Raw genomic sequence first — 17,141 nt, 5'->3', positions numbered from 1 at the left:
GAAACAGCTTTCCAGATTATTATATTTCCCTTGCTATTAGTAGCGTTGGAATAAAGTTTGATAGCAAGGCAATTTCTGATTCGAATGAGTGAGTTTACTTCTGTAAATGAGCGAATGAGAGAATAAATTAACGCAGCTAGCGAGCTTTATAACAAGCGGGAGATATAGACAGAATTTGCTTGGCGACCATAGCGTTATGGACCCACCTGATCCCATGCCGAACTCAGAAGTGAAACGTAATAGCGCCGATGGTAGTGTGGGGTTTCCCCATGTGAGAGTAGGACATCGCCAGGCTCTTATTTTTTCTTACTTAGTTAAAAGTAAGAATTAGACAAAGTTAAGTCATTAAAACAACTACAGGGGTGTAGCTCCAACTGGCAGAGCAGCGGATTCCAAATCCGCGTGTTGGGAGTTCGAATCTCTCCACCCCTGCCATATTTAGAAAAGGCTTATATCGAAAGGTATGAGCCTTTTTGCTATCTGCGATTTAAGAAAAGGGCCACGGATTCCCCCACCATAAGAACGCGCGTGTAGGGAGTTCGAATCTCTCCACCCCTGCCATATTTAGAAAAGGCTTATATTGAAAGTTATGAGCCTTTTTGCTATTTACAATTTATTACCTTGATTTGCGGGCTCAATAGTTTATGTATCTATAGATACTTTCTGTTTTCAAATCGTCTCAATTTGTTAGAATAGCGCCATATTTAAAGGAGAGTAATACAATGTCAATGTATGTAGTGGGTCATAAGATCCCAGATTCAGATTCAATTTGTGGTGCGATTGCACTAGCTTACTTAAAAAATCAAATCGGTGAAGCAGCAACTCCTACTCGTTTAGGTGAAGTGTCTCCTGAGACTGCATTTATCCTTGAAAAGTTTGGCGTAGAAACACCTGAATTAAAATTAAGCTATGCTGGTGAAGAGGTTTACATTGTAGATCATTCAGAACTAACACAAGCACCAGATGATATCGCTGAAGCAACAATTGTAGGTATTGTTGATCACCACAAACTGGGTGATTTAACAACTTCAACACCACTAGAATGTTGGATCCGCCCTGTTGGTTGTAGTAATACAATCATTAAAATGATGTATGATTTCTACAATGTTGAAATTCCAAAAGACATGGCTGGTATCATGTTATGCGCAATTTTAAGTGATACAGTAATTTTCAAATCACCAACTTGTACAACTGCTGATATCAAGTGTGTTGAAGCACTAGCAGAGATCGCTGGAATTGAAGATTATAAAGCACTTGGGATGGAAATGTTTAAAGTAAAATCTGCAGTAGAAGGTACGCCTGTACGTGATCTTGTAATGCGTGACTTTAAAGATTTCAACATGAATGGCGAGCTAGTAGGTATCGGCCAACTTGAAGTTATCGATCTTGCCGTGTTTGATGAAATCAAAGAAGAATTAGAAGCGGATATCGCAGCAATGAAAGTCGAAGGTAATCGTCATACTATGATCTTACTTTTAACTGACATTATGAAAGAAGGTTCAGAACTACTAGTCGTTAGTGATAATGAAGAGCTAACTGCTAAAGCTTACGGTAAAGCGACAGAAAACGGCCGTGTATGGCTAGATGGTGTGCTTAGCCGTAAGAAACAAGTCGTTCCTCAATTACAAGACGTGTTTGCTTAATCTTTTTGATATAAAGCCAGTTAGGTAAATAAAAAGCCCATATTGTGAAGTATGGGCTTTTTCTCTTCTAGGCTGTCGTTTCTACCATTTTTGGTGATTCAATAAGCCAAACCCCATCTCTTTTTATTATTCCACATTCTGAACAAAGCACCGTGGTTTCGTTGTCTGATACAAGTAATTCATCAGAATGGCATTTTGGGCATTCAATTAATTCATTCATATCAAGTTCCTTAAGCAAGCTGTAAGTGTATAGTTTTCTTTCTTATTAGTATTATGAGTTATACCAATCACTTACTTACCGTGATTAGTATGAGTATCTTATAATGAACGACAATGCCTAAAGAGGTTGTTTTATTAATAAGATACCAACAAACATATTACATTAAAGCTAGCATACTGTTTGTTCGCGAGGGGAGTTTTGTGAACTGACAGCAAAATTTTACTGTCAGTTATAGGTGGAAGCTTAAAGATAAGGGTAGATTAGTTTTTGCTATTTTAATCGTAATGTGCGTTTTTGCCAGCTTCGCACTACAGAGTAACGCCAGAGCCCTCGTATACCAAAGTAACCGATAAGAGATGAGGCGACAGCACAAATAGCACAACCTAATAGAAAAGGGGGGCCAATTGTCGACATCTGAGAACCAATAAACTCCCAAGAAAGCTCAAAATGAAAATGTTGGGTAGGTGTTGATAATGTCCAAGCTCCAATTTTATAAGCGCCATAAAATAACACAGGCATAGTGACGGGATTACTAACCCAAACTAAAGCGATTGATAAAGGTAAATTTACACTACAAAGAATAGCTAAGCCTGCTGCCATAATCATTTGACTTGGAAGAGGAACAAACGCCATAAATAAGCCGACAGCAAAAGCCCCAGCCGCAGAACGACGGTTTAAGCACCATAGGTTCGGGTTATATAATACGTTGCCAAATATCTTTAATGCTTTCTGGCGTTTAATTGTCTCGTGGTTTGGTAAAAAACGTTTAATGAACTTTCTTGGCATGAGTTAATGCTTCTTCTTCGAGACATACGAGTTAAACTCGTTGTCGTAATTCTTATTCTTTTATCATCAGCCTATTGGCCAACAAACCTGCCGTCGCTTGCATTTATATTGTGTGTTTTTAGCTATATAATTATTACGCTAAAATTTCCCCAAGCAAAGTTATTACAAGGCATCCTTCTGGGATTAGTCATCACTTCCTCACACATAACTTACTATAAAAGTCTTAATCAGTTACTTTATAGTCAAGGTCATGATATTACCATCAAAGGTGAAATTCAAAGTCTAATTGCATTTAACAATAGAACATCTTCAATTTTAGTCCAAGTTCGCGATATTAATAATCATTCAATGAAGTTTTATGATTTACCTCGATTAAGGTTATCAATTCGAGATTATCAAAAGCAATTGAGCCAAGAATCAGAAACCATTCTATTTAAACAAGGTCAATTGTGGGAAATGAGTGTAAAACTACGCCCGCCCATTGGCCGACATAATGAAGTAGGCTATAAGCTCGAAGATTATGCATTAGCTAAAGGGATACATTCATACGGTAAAATAAGTAATGCTACCTTATTAGAAGATAAGCCCTCCTATCGAACTCAATGGTTTCAAAAAGTCTATGAGAATACAGTTAATGAAGCACATCAATCTTTACTCCTAGCACTGACTTTTGGTTACAAAGGAGAGATTAGTGCCTCTGAGTGGCGTGTGCTTCGTAACTCTGGCTTGGCGCATTTAATGGCAATATCGGGGCTGCATATTGGGTTTGTTTTTGCGATTGGTTGGTGGCTAGGTAAGGGGGTTCGTCTTGTTTTTTCTCAAAAGAGCCAGCGATGGTTGCCTATTATTCTCGGTTGTCTGTTTGCTGTTTTCTATGCGTGGCTTGCGGGTTTTTCACTTCCAACGATTAGGGCTTTGATTGCCTGTTTTATCGTATCTATTCTATTGATATACCGGTTACGTTGGCCGAAACATCAATTATTATTGTGGTGTTTATTCCTATGTTTGTTAATCAATCCTTTTTCCTCCCTTTCTATGAGTTTTTGGCTTTCATTTAGTGCGGTATGCGTAGTTTTTTTGTCTCTTCATTTTTATCAGATCTTTATTTACGCCAAAGACCAACCATTATTTAGAAAGTGGCAACAAGTCATTTTTATACAGTTTGCTCTTTTTATTTTATTAGCGCCGATTCAAGGTGTTTTCTTTTCAGGTGTAAGTTATTTATCGCCATTCATCAATCTTCTATCTGTACCTTGGGTTAGTTTTTTTACGGTACCACTAAGTCTAGTTACGGTTATTATGGAACAATTAGATAATGAGGTTGCAAAAATAGGATGGGAGTGGGCTAGTTTATCTATATCCCCAGTATGGTGGTTAGCAAAACATGCGGAGCAATCATGGGTTGTATTACCAAATCATATTAATATGTTGTTGTATGCTGTTATTTTTATTTTATCTCTTAAGTTGTTACTTCCCATACGTTTTTTTATTCAGCCAATTATACTTTTATTTATTGGGTCACTGTTTATTAAGCCAGAAAGAGAGTGGCAAGTTGATTTTTTAGATGTGGGGCATGGTTTATCACTACTATTATCTAATCAAGGGCATACCGTTGTTTATGATACAGGAGGGAGGTGGCGAACTGGCAGTATTGCTGAAAGTGTTATTGAGCCTATTTTGCATCATCGAGGAATAAGGAGTATTGATGGCCTGATCCTTAGTCATTCAGATAACGATCACGCAGGCGGGAAAAATTATTTAATAGATACTTTCAGCCCTAATTGGGTCAGAGCAAGTGAGAAAGGCAGTAATCACCAACCATGTATTAAAGGTGAAGAGTGGAAAGTAGCAGGAATGCATTTTACCGCAATTTGGCCACCGAGAATGGTAAGCCGTGCGTATAATCCTCACTCATGCGTTATAAAACTAAGTATAGATAAGTGGTCTTTTTTATTAACTGGCGATATTGATGCCATTTCAGAGATGTTGATTTTAAATCAAAATACATTTGATGATATCGATGTATTTTTGGTTCCTCATCATGGCTCTAATACTTCGTCAACCAAGCGATGGGTAAGAGTAATGGAAGGGAAGGTTGGTGTAGTATCTGCCGGAAGGTTTACTCCCTGGAATTTACCTAATCCAGAGATTAAAGATAGGCACTTAGACAATCAGGTACTTTGGTTAGATACTGCTCAATTAGGGCAAATAAGTCTAAGCTCAAAAGGTGGAAAGTTATCTATTGAAGGTTATTCACTGCACAATCAAAATACTTGGTACAGAAAGCTATTTGGCGATAATCTAAATTCAGAGTAGAATATAGATAATTGTATATGAAGAATAAGTACTTATGACTATTGAAAAAGACGAATCTACATGGGCAACATTTAAGCGTTTATGGCCACATATCTCACTATATAAAGCGGGTCTTGCCGTTGCTGTTGTAACACTGATTATCAATGCGTTAAGCGATACCTACATGATCTCTTTGCTAAAACCACTTTTAGATGATGGTTTTGGTAACGCAGATTCTGATTTCTTAAAGAAAATGCCATTTATTATTCTAGCCATGATGTTTATCAGAGGTTTGAGTGGATTTATTTCTGGTTATTGTATGAGTTGGGTTGCGAGTAACGTGGTTATGCGTATTCGTCGTCAAATCTTCAATCATTTTATGCATATGCCGGTAAGCTATTTTGATCAAGAATCAACTGGGCGTTTATTATCTCGAATTACTTATGATTCAGAGCAAGTGGCGTCGGCAACCAGTAAAGCCTTAGTTAATATTGTACGTGAGTCAGCCAGTATTATTGGTTTACTTGGCTTGATGTTTTGGAACAGCTGGCAGTTATCTCTTGTACTGGTCGTTGTTGCTCCTATTGTTGCTTTTGCTATTAGCTTTGTTTCTAAACGTTTTAGAAAGATCAGTAAAAACATGCAAACGGCAATGGGCTCATTAACGGCAACCTCAGAGCAGATGCTTAAAGGCCATAAAGTGGTTCTTAGTTACGGTGGTCAAAAGGTTGAATCTGAGCGTTTTGACAATATTAGTAATCATATGCGTCAGCAAGGTATGAAAATGGTGGTAGCTCAAGGTTTAGCTAACCCTATTATTCAAATGATTGCTTCGTTTGCTCTAGTTACTGTGCTTTATTTAGCGAGTGTAGATTCGATCAAAGAGACGCTGACACCGGGTACCTTTACCGTTGTATTCTCAGCAATGTTTGGTTTATTACGCCCATTAAAAGGCTTAACGAGCGTTACTTCTGATTTCCAACGCGGTATGGCGGCATGTCAGACGCTGTTTGAATTGATGGACATGGATAAAGAGAAAGACGACGGTAATATTGAAAGAGACACCGTAAAAGGTGATATCAAAGTTGATAATGTAACCTTTACTTATCCAACTGCGGATGCACCAGCACTACGTAGTGTAAGTTTTGATCTTCCAGCAGGTAAAACCATCGCCTTAGTGGGCCGTTCAGGTTCAGGTAAGAGTACCATCGCTAACTTGTTTACTCGCTTTTATGATGTCGATTCAGGTGAGATTAGCCTTGATGGCGATAAGATTGAAGATTATCGCTTACCAAACCTACGTAAACATTTTGCTTTAGTTTCTCAAAATGTTCATTTATTTAATGATACCGTTGCAAATAACATCGCTTATGCTTCTGAAGGTAAGTTTACGCGCCTAGAGATAGAAAAAGCGGCAGAGCTTGCTTATGCATCTGATTTTATTAATAAGATGGATGACGGTTTTGATACTATGATTGGTGAAAATGGCGCGAGCTTATCTGGTGGTCAACGCCAGCGTATTGCGATTGCTCGAGCATTATTACAAAACGCACCAGTATTAATTCTTGATGAGGCAACATCAGCGCTTGATACCGAATCTGAAAAAGCGATTCAATCAGCATTAGATGAGCTTCAAAAAGACAAAACGGTATTAGTTATTGCTCACCGCTTATCAACGATTGAAGATGCCGATCAGATCTTAGTTGTTGATGAAGGTGAAGTGGTTGAACGTGGTAATCATGCAGAACTTATCGCTCATGATGGGGCTTATGCTCAATTACATCGTATTCAGTTTGGTGATTAATGATTGAAAAAATTTGGTTTGAGAACCATTTTTTAGGAAAGCTCTTGTGGCCATTATTGTGGCCACTTAGTTGCTTATTTAAGTGGATCGCAACAAAGCGAAAATCAGATTACCAACGTGGTAAAAAGCAGAGTTATCGTTCATCGGTTCCTGTTGTTGTCGTTGGTAATATTACCGCTGGTGGAAATGGTAAAACACCTGTTGTTGTATGGCTTGTCGAACAGCTTCAACTAAAAGGCTATAAAGTAGGGGTTGCCTCTCGTGGTTATGGTGGCAAAGCCCCTTACTATCCTTATTTATTAACTGAAACGACAGCGCCAGATATTTCAGGTGATGAGCCTGTTTTAATTAAACAACGCACTAAAGCTGAAGTTGCTGTTGCGCCCATTCGCAGCGAAGCGGTTAAAATGCTTGAGCAACAGGGTGTTGATTTTATTATTACTGATGATGGCCTACAGCACTATGCACTTCAACGAGACATAGAGTTTATTGTTATTGATGGAAAGCGCCGTTTTGGTAATCAGCATTATATTCCTCTTGGCCCATTAAGAGAGGGAGTAGAGCGTTTATCTAGTGTTGATTTCTTAATTTGTAATGGCGGAGAGCCTCAAGCAAATGAGGTGTCGATGCGACTTCAACCAAGTGAAGCAATTAATTTAATTACAGGTGAAAGACGCAGTGTTTCTTCATTGCCTAATTTGGTTGCTTTTGCTGGAATAGGGCATCCGCCACGTTTTTTTGAAACGCTGAATCAGCTGAAAGCAAATGTGGTTCATACTCAAGGTTTTGAAGATCATAAAGCGTTTGAACAGACAGAAATAGAACAATTAATGAAATATGGCGATCAGTTAATTATGACTGAGAAAGATGCAGTAAAATGTCAGTCTTTTGCTCAATCGTCATGGTGGTATTTACCTGTTGATGCACAATTCCCAGAAGAAAAAGCACAACAAATATTAAAGAAAATTATTGAGGTAAAAGAATAATATGGATTATCGTCTTCTTGAAATCGTAGCTTGCCCGGTATGTAAAGGAAAACTGAACTACGATAAAGATAAGCAAGAGCTTATTTGTAAAATTGATCGTCTTGCATACCCAATTAAAGAAGGCATTCCTGTAATGCTTGAACCTGAAGCGCGTCGCATGACAATGGAAGAGGTAGAGCTATGTCGTTCACAGTCATAATTCCTGCGCGTTATCAATCAACACGTTTACCAGGTAAGCCATTAGCGGATATTTGTGGTAAACCAATGATCCAATGGGTTTACGAGCAAGCATCAAAGGCTGGAGCAGACCGTGTGATCATCGCAACTGATGACAGTCGTATTGAAGCAGTGGTTAAAGGTTTTGGTGGTGATGTATGCATGACGTCACCAAACCACGAATCAGGTACAGAACGCCTTGCTGAAGTGATTGAAAAATGTGGAATTTCAGCTGATGAAATAGTTGTTAATGTACAGGGTGATGAACCATTGATTCCACCAAGTATCATTCAACAAGTGGCTCAAAACTTGTCAGACTCAGTTGCACCAATGGCAACACTTGCAGTGACCATTGATGAAGAAGACGAAGTGTTTAATCCTAACGCAGTTAAAGTCGTTACCGATGCTGAAGGTTATGCGTTGTATTTCAGCCGAGCGTCGATCCCATGGGATCGTGATGCTTTCGCTCAAGGTGAAACATTAACAGCAAATCCTTTACTTCGTCACATTGGTATCTATGCGTATCGTGCTGGTTTTATTAATACTTATATTAATTGGCAGCCAAGTGTTCTTGAGAAAATTGAGTGTTTAGAACAGCTGCGAGTGCTTTGGTATGGCGAAAAAATCCATGTTTCAGTCGCAAAAGAAGCACCTGCAGCAGGTGTAGATACACCAGAAGATTTAGAGAAAGTGCGCGCTATTCTTAAATAATACCAATCACAGTTATCTGGTTAAGCTAGGATGAACAGTTATTTACTACGATTGGTATAAACACTTCTTTGTATACTAAAAAGCCCGAATCTATTTTAATAGCTTCGGGCTTTTTTTAAGTGATCAAATGTTATGAGCTTTTATTCGGTAAAGGTAATGATTGCTTTATTTCATCTACTTTATCTATCACATCTTCCATATCAAGCTGTGGTGTTTCTTGCGCTTGTTTTTCTTTTTCCATAACAAGATCTTTAAGCTGCATAAACCAGCGGCCCATTTGCTCATACCAAAAACGTTCAGACTGTTCTAAGTATTTCGCTTTAGGTGCATATTTTTCCCATGGCTGCTTTATTTCAGAATGCGCTAAATAATTGGTCGGGGCAGGTGTTGGAGTCATTCCTAGATATTTAAACTCTGCCATAGCTCGTGGCATATGGCTTGCCGAAGTGACAAGAACTACCGTTTTATCACCTACTGCATTAAATGTCTGCATTGCTTCTTCATGAGTATCACGAGCACTTTCTAGTAATAAAATATCCGATTTATTAACCCCTAATGACAGTGCAACGCGTGCCATCATGCGAGCATGACTAACTGTTGTTCCACCGTTATAACCTGAAAGAATCATTTTGGAACCAGGATACATACGATAAATACGGATCCCTTCTGTCAATCTCATGACAGCGGCTCTAGATAGCTCTGAAATAGGTGATATTTCATCGTCAACAACATGGCCATTTCCAAGAACAAGTACGTACTCAACTGGTGTCTCTGGCGCAATAAACGAAGGGTAGATTCGTTCAGTCGATTTTAATAATGGAGTTGTGATTGGTTGAAAAGAGAGCAGGAAAATACCCAAAAGAGATAAAGTTAATAAAAAAGAGGCAAATCCTTTCTTTTTAGAAAACCATAAAATCATTAATCCAATGAAGCCTATTAGGAGTAAACCTGGTAGGGGCATTAACATGGATGACAAAAACTTCTTTAACTCAAACATATTTTTTAACTATTACCGCTGATATAGAATGAAAAATCACCACTTGAGAGCAAAAAACAGCGTCATGCTGTTACTTCCTTGAGCTCTTATGCGACAATGCGTGTTTCCAATAGATAATATCATAACTTAACCACTGTGAATAAAGACCGTAATTTCGATGACATCGCCCACAAATTTGCCAAGAACATCTATGGTTCTGATAAGGGTGGGATCCGCCAAACAATTGTGTGGCAAGATATGGAAACTATCTTAGCTGAAAATAATGCAAAATCTGAGCCACTTACCATTTTAGATGCTGGTGGTGGGATAGGGCAGGTTTCTCAGCAAATAGCAAAACGTGGTCATTCTGTCACGTTATGTGATATTTCTTCAGAAATGTTGAAATTAGCGAAAGAAGCAGTCGAAGACAATGGTTTATTGCCGCAATATCAATTTATTCATACTGCTGTACAACAAATTGAACAGTATAATATCGGGGAGGTTGATATTCTTCTATTTCATGCGGTTATGGAATGGTTAGATAACCCAAAAGAAGCATTAGATATTCTTTTAAAACAGGTTAAACCGGGTGGGTATGCCTCCATCATGTTTTATAACCATCATGGTCTTGTGCTCAAAAATGTGATTTGTGGTAATATTCCACATGTTTTAGATGGTATGCCTCATCGAAAAAGGTTTAAGTTACAGCCTCAAAAAGGTCTAATGCCTAATGACGTGTATCAGTGGATTGAAGATGCTGGTTATGAAATTAAAGGAAAATCGGGCATTCGTTCATTTCATGATTACATAGGTAATATGGAATACATGGGCGATTACCAAATAGAAGACGTACTAAAGCTCGAAGAGCAGTTATGCCGTCAAGAACCTTATCTCTCTCTTGGCCGTTATATTCACGTATGGGCGAAGAGAAAATAATAATGATGTACACAAAGGATACACAATGAGTGAGTTTTCTAATGCTGTTACAGACCAAACAGTTGATGAACTGGTTGGTTGGGTAAAGCAGCACGATTTCTCATTGAATTTGCCAACCGAGCGTTTGGCATTTTTGTTGGCCATTGCTGTTCTCAGTAATGAAAGATTTGATGATGAGCTGGGTGAAGGTGAGCTTCACGACGCGTTTGGAATCATCAGTGGGTTATTTGGTCAATCCAATGACACCATTGCTTTTCGTGCGAACAATGCAATCAATGAATTAGTAAAACAACGTTTAATTAGCCGCTTTAGTGGTGAAAGTACTGATGGAATGAATATCTATCGTCTTACGCCATTAGCTATCGGGATCACTGATTATTATGTGCGCCACCGTCAATTCTCTAAATTGAAGCTTTCTATTCAATTGGCGATGGTAGCAGAAGAGATCCAAAAAGCATCAGAAGCTGCGGAAAAGGGCGGTGAAGCAAAACACTGGCGTAAAAACGTTTATGGTGTTCTGAAATACTCAGTAGGTGAGATCTTTGATCGTATCGATTTAAACCAACGTGTTATGGATGAACAACAGCAATCAGTAAAAGAAGAAATTGCAGAGTTGCTAAATCAAAATTGGCGTGAAGCGATTTCTAGCTGTGAAAAACTGCTTGATGAAACATCAGGTAATTTACGTGAACTGCAAGATTCATTGCAGGCTGCGGGCGATCAGCTGCAAACAGAATTGTTGAATATCCAAGAAATTGTTTATGGTAATGAAGAACTCGAGTTTATTGATGCTCTACTGTATTCATTACAAATGAAGTTAGACCGTATCGTAAGTTGGGGTCAGCAAGCGATTGATCTTTGGATTGGTTATGACCGACATGTTCATAAGTTCATCCGTACCGCTATTGATATGGATAAGAACCGAGCATTTAGCCAGCGTTTACGTGATTCTGTTAAAGGTTACTTTGATGCACCTTGGTTACTGACTTATGCAGATGCTGCTCGTTTACGTGATATGCGTGATGAGGCACTGATGCTGCGTGATGATGAAGTAACCGGTATTGTTCCAGATGAAATGGAATACGAAGAATTAAGCGTGATCACAGATATTCTTGCAGAGCGTGTAGCAGAGATGCTTCAACATCATAAAGATACGGGCGAAGCGATTGAGTTAGGTACTATTCTTAAGAATTACCTAGCGACATACCCACATTCTCAGCACTTTGATCTTGCCCGCCTAGTGGTAGATCAAGCGGTGCGCCTCGGTTATTCAGAAGCCGATTTCCAAGCCGTTCAACCTGATTGGCAATCTATTAACGAATTCGGTGCGAAGGTACAAGCAAATGTCATTGACAAATATTGAAGAATTTATGCCTGAGAAGTTAGCAAAAGCAATTGCTAATCCATTATTCCCAGAGCTAGACAGTTTATTACGTTCTGGTCGTCATATAGCCAGTGAAGATTTAGATAATCATGGACTACTGTGTGAATTTGAACATGAATTAGGCCTGTTTTATCAACGTTATAACGCTGAACTAGTAAAGGCACCTGAAGGTTTTTTCTATTTACGTCCACGTTCAACGTCTTTCATTGCGCGTAGCGTATTGGCTGAAATTGACATGCTTGTTGGTAAAGTATTGTGTTTCTTATACCTAAGTCCAGAGCGTTTGGCTCACGAAGGTATCTTTACCAACCAAGAATTGTTCGATGAACTACTCGTATTAGCTGACGAACAAAAGTTGATGAAGCTAGTAACAAACCGTGCTTCTGGTTCTGATTTAGATAAAGAAAAGCTGTTTGATAAAGTTCGTACTTCACTGCGCCGTTTAAAGCGTCTAGGTATGATCATTCAAGTGGGTGAGCAAGGTAAATTTCGTATAAGTGAAGCGGTTTTCCGTTTTGGTGCCGATGTACGTACAAGCGATGACATGAAAGAAGCACAATTACGTTTAATCCGTGATGGTGAAGCGGTAGTTGTTCATCAAGAAGAAGCAAGCCAATCTAGTTTGGATCTTGATATAGATAACAACGAAAAACCGGCTGAAGAGCAACATGAATTAGAATTGGAAGGTGATCTATGAGTATGGTTGAACGTGGTAAATATCAATCACTCACCATGGTTAACTGGAACGGCTTTTTTGCCCGTACTTTTGACATTGATAATCTAGTAACCACACTTTCTGGTGGTAACGGTGCGGGTAAGTCGACCACAATGGCGGCGTTCATTACTACGCTTATTCCTGACCAGTCACTACTGCATTTCCGTAACACAACAGAAGCGGGCAGCTCTCAAGCGTCTCGTGACAAAGGTCTACACGGTAAATTAAAGCCGGGTGCATGTTATGCAGCGCTAGACATTGTTAACTCTCGTAAGCAACGTGTACTTTTTGCTGTAAAATTACAGCAAGTAGCAGGTCGTGATAAGAAAGTAGACATCAAGCCATTCATTGTTGTTGGTTTACCAAGCCATGTAAAACCAACGGATTTAATGATTGAATCTGTTTCTGAAAATCAAGCTCGTGTTCGTCAAATCAATGACGTAAAAGACATTGTTTCACAGTACGAAGGCGTTCAATTTAAAGCGTTTAATTCAGTAACCGACTATCACGCTCAAATGTTTGATTACGGTGTATTACCGAAGAAACTTCGTAACACAAGCGATCGTTCTAAGTTCTATCGTTTAATCGAAGCTTCTTTATACGGTGGTATTTCAAGTGCGATCACGCGTTCTTTACGTGATTACTTATTGCCACAAAATGGTGGTGTTAAGAAAGCGTTCCAAGATATGGAAGCAGCACTACGTGAAAACCGTATGACATTAGAAGCGATTAAGACGACTCAGTCTGATCGTGATTTATTCAAACATTTAATCACAGAATCAACGAATTACGTTGCTTCAGATTACATGCGTCATGCTAATGATCGCCGTAATAAAGTAGAACAAACATTAACGCATCGTGTTGAGTTAATGAATGCGCAACGCAGCTTAGTGGATCTATCATCTGTATTAAATAATATGCAGAGTGAATTAGAGCTTCTTACTGAATCAGAATCAGGCCTTGAGCAAGATTACCAAGCAGCGTCAGATCATCTTCAATTAGTACAAACTGCGGTTCGTCAACAAGAGAAGATTGAACGTTACTCTGAAGATCTAGAAGAGCTAACAGAGCGTCTAGAAGAACAAGTGATGGTGGTGGAAGAAGCCGCAGAACAACTTGCAATGGCTGAAGAGCAAGCACTATTAACGGAAGAAGAAGTTGATAGTCTTAAAACACAGCTTGCTGATTACCAACAAGCGTTGGATATGCAGCAAACTCGTGCACTTCAATACCAACAAGCGGTTAAAGCACTTGAAAAAGCGCAGCAATTAACAGCAAATGAGTCGTTAACTCAAGATAATGCCATTGATCTTCAAAGCGAACTAAAAGCAAAAGAAGAACTTCAAACTACCGCATTACTTGCGATTAAGCATAAATTGGATCTTTCTTCTGCGGCAGTTCAACAGTTTGAACGCGGCTTAGCATTAGTAACTTCGATTGCAGGTCATGTTGAGCGCAGCGAAGCATCAGATAAAGCAAAAGCTTTAATTGAACAAGCTCGCCAGTTCAACAATATTGCAGAGCGTGCAGAGCAACTTAAAGCACAATACAAAGATCTTGAGCGTGCAGTTCGACTACAACGCCAAGCTCAAGAACTGGCCGAAGAATACGCAAAACGTTTTAATATCACGATTGATTCTGAATTGGTTCTTGAAGAAGAGCAAGCGCGTCATGAAGAGATGCTTGAAACGGTTCAAGAACAGCAAGAAAATATCGTTGATAAACGTTCAGAGCTAAAACGCCAAGAACAACAACATCGTTCAGAAGCACACCGTTTAGAGTCTATTGCACCTAAATGGATTGCTGCGAATGACGCACTGCACAAACTGAATGATCAATGTGGTGTTGAACTGGAAGATAGCCAAATGGTTATTAGCCAAATGCAAGAAACGCTAGAAAATGAGCGTGTATTGTCGACAAACAAAGATCGCCTAGCTGCTCGTAAAGAAGAGTTAGAATCTGAAATTGAGCGTCTAGCAGCCCCTGGTGGTAGTGGTGATGCACGTCTTAAAGGTCTTGCTGATACACTAGGTGGTGTACTGCTTTCTGAGATTTATGACGATATTACGTTAAGTGATGCGCCATACTTCAGCTCACTTTACGGCCCTGCACGTCATGCTATTGTTGTTTCTGATTTATCAGGCATTAAAGATAAACTGGTTGATCTTGAAGATTGTCCGGATGATCTTTACATCATTGAAGGTGATATCGATGCGTTTGATGACAGCGTATTTGATGCAGATGAAATGGAGAATGCGGTTTGCGTTCATCTAAATGATCGCCAAATGCGTTATTCTCGTTTCCCTGAGCTACCATTGTTTGGTCGTGCAGCTCGTGAGCAACGTTTAGATACATTACGTGAAGAGCGTGAAATTGCCGTTGAAGAACACGCAAAAGCGGCATTTGATTCACAAAAACTTCAACGTTTATACCAAAGCTTTAATGGCTTCGTATCAACACACCTAGCAGTAGCGTTTGATGCTGATCCAGAAGTTGAATTGAAAAAAGCACGTGAGCAATTATCGCAAGCGAGCCGTCAGTTAACAGAATTAGTTGCGACAGAGCAGCAGCATAAATCACAAATTTTAGCGTCAAAAGAGGCATTGTCTCAATTAGCTAAAATTGCACCGCACATTAATGTTCTTGAAGATGAAACCATCACAGAGCGTTTTGAAGAGATCAGTGCTCAAGTTGAACAAGTATCAGAAGCCGAAAGTTTCCTACGTCAAAATGGCAAAGCGATTGCAGAGTTAGAAACACTGCAACGTGCGCTAGAAGTGGATCCTGAGCAATTTGATGCACTAAAAGCAGAGCATGAGCAAATCGATGCGCAGTTACAAAGCATTAAAGCCCAATTGTTTGCTATTTCTGATTTAGTAGAGCGTCGCCATCACTTCGGTTATGAAGATGCGGTTGCATTGCTTAATAAGAGCAGTGAACTAAACGAACAACTTAAAGCGAAATTAGTACAAGCAGAACAAGCGCGTACTAAAGCGAAAGAGCAACAAAAGCAATCACAAGCTCAAGCAAACCAATACAACCAAGTAATGGCTTCGCTTAAGAGTTCACATCAAGCGAAACAAGAAACGGTTCAAGAGTTTAAGCGTGAACTGCAAGAGTTTGGTGTTCATGCTGACCATAGTGCATTAGAGCGTGCTGAAGTTCGTAAGGGTGAATTGAACGAGCGTCTACACAGTTCTCGTGGCCGTAAGAGTGAGCTAGAAAAAGGCATCACATCAAACGAGCTTGAGATTAAAGGTTTAGTTAAGCAATCTCGTAAAGTTGAAAAACTGTACAAAGAGCTGCGTACGTTTGTAGTTAACGCAAAAGCGGGCTGGTGTTCAGTTCTACGCTTAGCTCGTGAGAATGATGTAGAACGTCGTCTACATAAACGTGAGCTTGCGTACTTAAGTGCAGAAGAACTGCGTTCAATGTCAGATAAATCGTTAGGTGCGCTTCGTCTAGCAGTTGCAGATAACGAAGACCTACGTGATTCGCTGCGTGCTTCTGAAGATACAAGCAAACCAGAGCGTAAGGTTCTATTCTACATTGCGGTTTATCAGCATCTTCGTGAGCGTATTCGCCAAGATATCATTCATACTGATGATCCGGTTGAAGCCATTGAAGAGATGGAAACTGAGCTTGGTCGTCTGACTGAAGAGCTAACTTCTCGTGAAAACCGTTTAGCGTTGAGCTCTGAAAGTGTTGCGAACATTATTCGTAAGACCATTCAGCGTGAGCAAAACCGTATTCGTATGTTGAACCAAGGTTTATCACAAATTGGTTTTGGTCAAGTAACGGGTGTTCGTCTAAATGTAGGTATTCGTGAAACTCACGCAACGCTACTAGCGGGTCTGTCTGAGCATCAAGCACAGCATCAAGACTTGTTTGGTAATCCTCGTTTTACGTTCTCAGAAGCAATTGCGAAACTGTTCCAACGAATTAACCCACATATAGATGTTGGCCAACGTTCACCACAAACACTAGGTGAAGAGTTACTGGATTACCGTAACTACCTTGAGCTAAACATTGAAGTAAACCGTGGTGCTGATGGTTGGTTACAAGCAGAATCAGGTGCACTATCAACTGGTGAAGCGATTGGTACAGGTCAAGCGATCTTATTAATGGTTATCCAAAGTTGGGAAGAAGAGTCTCGTCGTCTTCGTAGTAAAGACATTATGCCTTGTCGTCTATTATTCTTGGATGAAGCGGCACGTCTGGATGGGAAATCTATTGCGACGTTATTTGAATTGTGTGACCGTCTGGACATGCAGCTTCTTATCGCAGCACCAGAGAACATCAGCCCAGAGAAGGGGACAACTTATAAACTGGTTCGTAAGATCTTTAAAGATCGCGAGCACGTTCATGTGGTCGGTCTTAAAGGCTTCGGGCAAGAGTCGGCAGCAAGTCGTACTCAACAAACGCTAGAAGAAGCAGAGATTGCGGAATAGTGAGTTAAGTTTGTAAAT

At 39.6% G+C, this 17,141-nt stretch carries 13 protein-coding genes, 1 tRNA gene and 1 rRNA gene; 12 read left to right on the top strand and 3 right to left on the bottom strand.

From position 1 onward, the window contains the following. The first annotated feature begins 178 nt into the window (after positions 1 to 178). The 3 genes from rrf to PVK63_RS13650 all read left to right on the top strand — a co-directional run bounded on the left by rrf (position 179) and on the right by PVK63_RS13650 (position 1,643). Positions 179 to 294: ribosomal RNA gene (rrf, locus tag PVK63_RS13660) — 5S ribosomal RNA — on the top strand. A gap of 64 nt (positions 295 to 358) precedes the next feature. Then, positions 359 to 435 (top strand) — tRNA-Trp (locus PVK63_RS13655). Positions 436 to 722: 287 nt separating this feature from the next. After that, on the top strand, positions 723 to 1,643 hold the full coding sequence (locus tag PVK63_RS13650) for a manganese-dependent inorganic pyrophosphatase (RefSeq protein ID WP_130046398.1): 921 nt from the start codon (positions 723 to 725) through the stop codon (positions 1,641 to 1,643). Between the two features lie 67 nt (positions 1,644 to 1,710). Here PVK63_RS13650 and PVK63_RS13645 read toward each other — a convergent pair whose 3' ends face one another. Both PVK63_RS13645 and PVK63_RS13640 read right to left on the bottom strand, forming a co-directional pair. Beyond that, positions 1,711 to 1,863, bottom strand: a complete 153-nt coding sequence (locus tag PVK63_RS13645) for a nonsense-mediated mRNA decay protein NMD3 family protein (protein ID WP_130046397.1) — start codon at positions 1,861 to 1,863, stop codon at positions 1,711 to 1,713. Between the two features lie 270 nt (positions 1,864 to 2,133). Further along, complete coding sequence (locus tag PVK63_RS13640) at positions 2,134 to 2,649, bottom strand: DUF2062 domain-containing protein (RefSeq protein WP_130046396.1); 516 nt, start codon at positions 2,647 to 2,649, stop codon at positions 2,134 to 2,136. A gap of 6 nt (positions 2,650 to 2,655) precedes the next feature. On the opposite strand from PVK63_RS13640, the gene PVK63_RS13635 reads away from it, so the two are divergent. Genes PVK63_RS13635 through kdsB form a run of 5 tightly spaced genes read left to right on the top strand, consistent with a single transcriptional unit; the run spans position 2,656 to position 8,661 of the window. Continuing rightward, entirely contained in the window at positions 2,656 to 4,965 is a 2,310-nt protein-coding gene (locus PVK63_RS13635) for a DNA internalization-related competence protein ComEC/Rec2 (RefSeq protein WP_130087521.1), read from the top strand. 34 nt (positions 4,966 to 4,999) lie between these two features. Beyond that, positions 5,000 to 6,748 (top strand): lipid A ABC transporter ATP-binding protein/permease MsbA, encoded by a 1,749-nt coding sequence (gene msbA / locus PVK63_RS13630; protein ID WP_130087522.1) that lies wholly within the window; start codon positions 5,000 to 5,002, stop codon positions 6,746 to 6,748. Then, entirely contained in the window at positions 6,748 to 7,734 is a 987-nt protein-coding gene (gene lpxK / locus PVK63_RS13625) for a tetraacyldisaccharide 4'-kinase (RefSeq protein ID WP_130087524.1), read from the top strand. The genes msbA and lpxK overlap by 1 nt, the downstream gene beginning before the upstream one ends. Position 7,735: 1 nt before the next feature. Continuing rightward, positions 7,736 to 7,933 (top strand): Trm112 family protein, encoded by a 198-nt coding sequence (locus PVK63_RS13620; RefSeq protein ID WP_130046392.1) that lies wholly within the window; start codon positions 7,736 to 7,738, stop codon positions 7,931 to 7,933. Then, positions 7,915 to 8,661, top strand: coding sequence for a 3-deoxy-manno-octulosonate cytidylyltransferase (gene kdsB / locus PVK63_RS13615; RefSeq protein WP_130087526.1), 747 nt, complete (start codon positions 7,915 to 7,917; stop codon positions 8,659 to 8,661). The genes PVK63_RS13620 and kdsB overlap by 19 nt, the downstream gene beginning before the upstream one ends. 130 nt (positions 8,662 to 8,791) lie before the next feature. Here kdsB and elyC read toward each other — a convergent pair whose 3' ends face one another. Further along, the gene (gene elyC / locus PVK63_RS13610; RefSeq protein ID WP_130087528.1) at positions 8,792 to 9,658 is read right to left on the bottom strand and encodes an envelope biogenesis factor ElyC; all 867 of its coding nucleotides are present in this window, start codon (positions 9,656 to 9,658) and stop codon (positions 8,792 to 8,794) included. A 135-nt stretch (positions 9,659 to 9,793) separates the two neighbouring features. Between elyC and cmoM the strand changes: the two genes are divergently transcribed. Genes cmoM through mukB form a run of 4 tightly spaced genes read left to right on the top strand, consistent with a single transcriptional unit; the run spans position 9,794 to position 17,123 of the window. After that, positions 9,794 to 10,573 (top strand): tRNA uridine 5-oxyacetic acid(34) methyltransferase CmoM, encoded by a 780-nt coding sequence (cmoM, locus tag PVK63_RS13605; protein ID WP_130048908.1) that lies wholly within the window; start codon positions 9,794 to 9,796, stop codon positions 10,571 to 10,573. 25 nt (positions 10,574 to 10,598) lie between these two features. Next, positions 10,599 to 11,936, top strand: coding sequence for a chromosome partition protein MukF (gene mukF, locus PVK63_RS13600; RefSeq protein WP_130048907.1), 1,338 nt, complete (start codon positions 10,599 to 10,601; stop codon positions 11,934 to 11,936). Continuing rightward, positions 11,917 to 12,654: a chromosome partition protein MukE gene (gene mukE, locus PVK63_RS13595; protein WP_130087530.1), complete on the top strand. Its 738-nt coding sequence runs from the start codon at positions 11,917 to 11,919 to the stop codon at positions 12,652 to 12,654. Before mukF ends, mukE begins: the two co-directional genes overlap by 20 nt. Before the next feature lie 2 nt (positions 12,655 to 12,656). Next, the gene (mukB, locus tag PVK63_RS13590) at positions 12,657 to 17,123 is read left to right on the top strand and encodes a chromosome partition protein MukB (RefSeq protein ID WP_130087658.1); all 4,467 of its coding nucleotides are present in this window, start codon (positions 12,657 to 12,659) and stop codon (positions 17,121 to 17,123) included. Positions 17,124 to 17,141 lie beyond the last annotated feature (18 nt).

Origin of the sequence: Aliivibrio sp. S2TY2, from assembly GCF_028765525.1 — a bacterium.
GTDB classification, from domain to species: Bacteria; Pseudomonadota; Gammaproteobacteria; order Enterobacterales; family Vibrionaceae; genus Aliivibrio; species Aliivibrio finisterrensis_A.
Note: the sequence above shows the minus strand (reverse complement) of the source record. Positions and strands in the feature narration are given on the sequence as shown.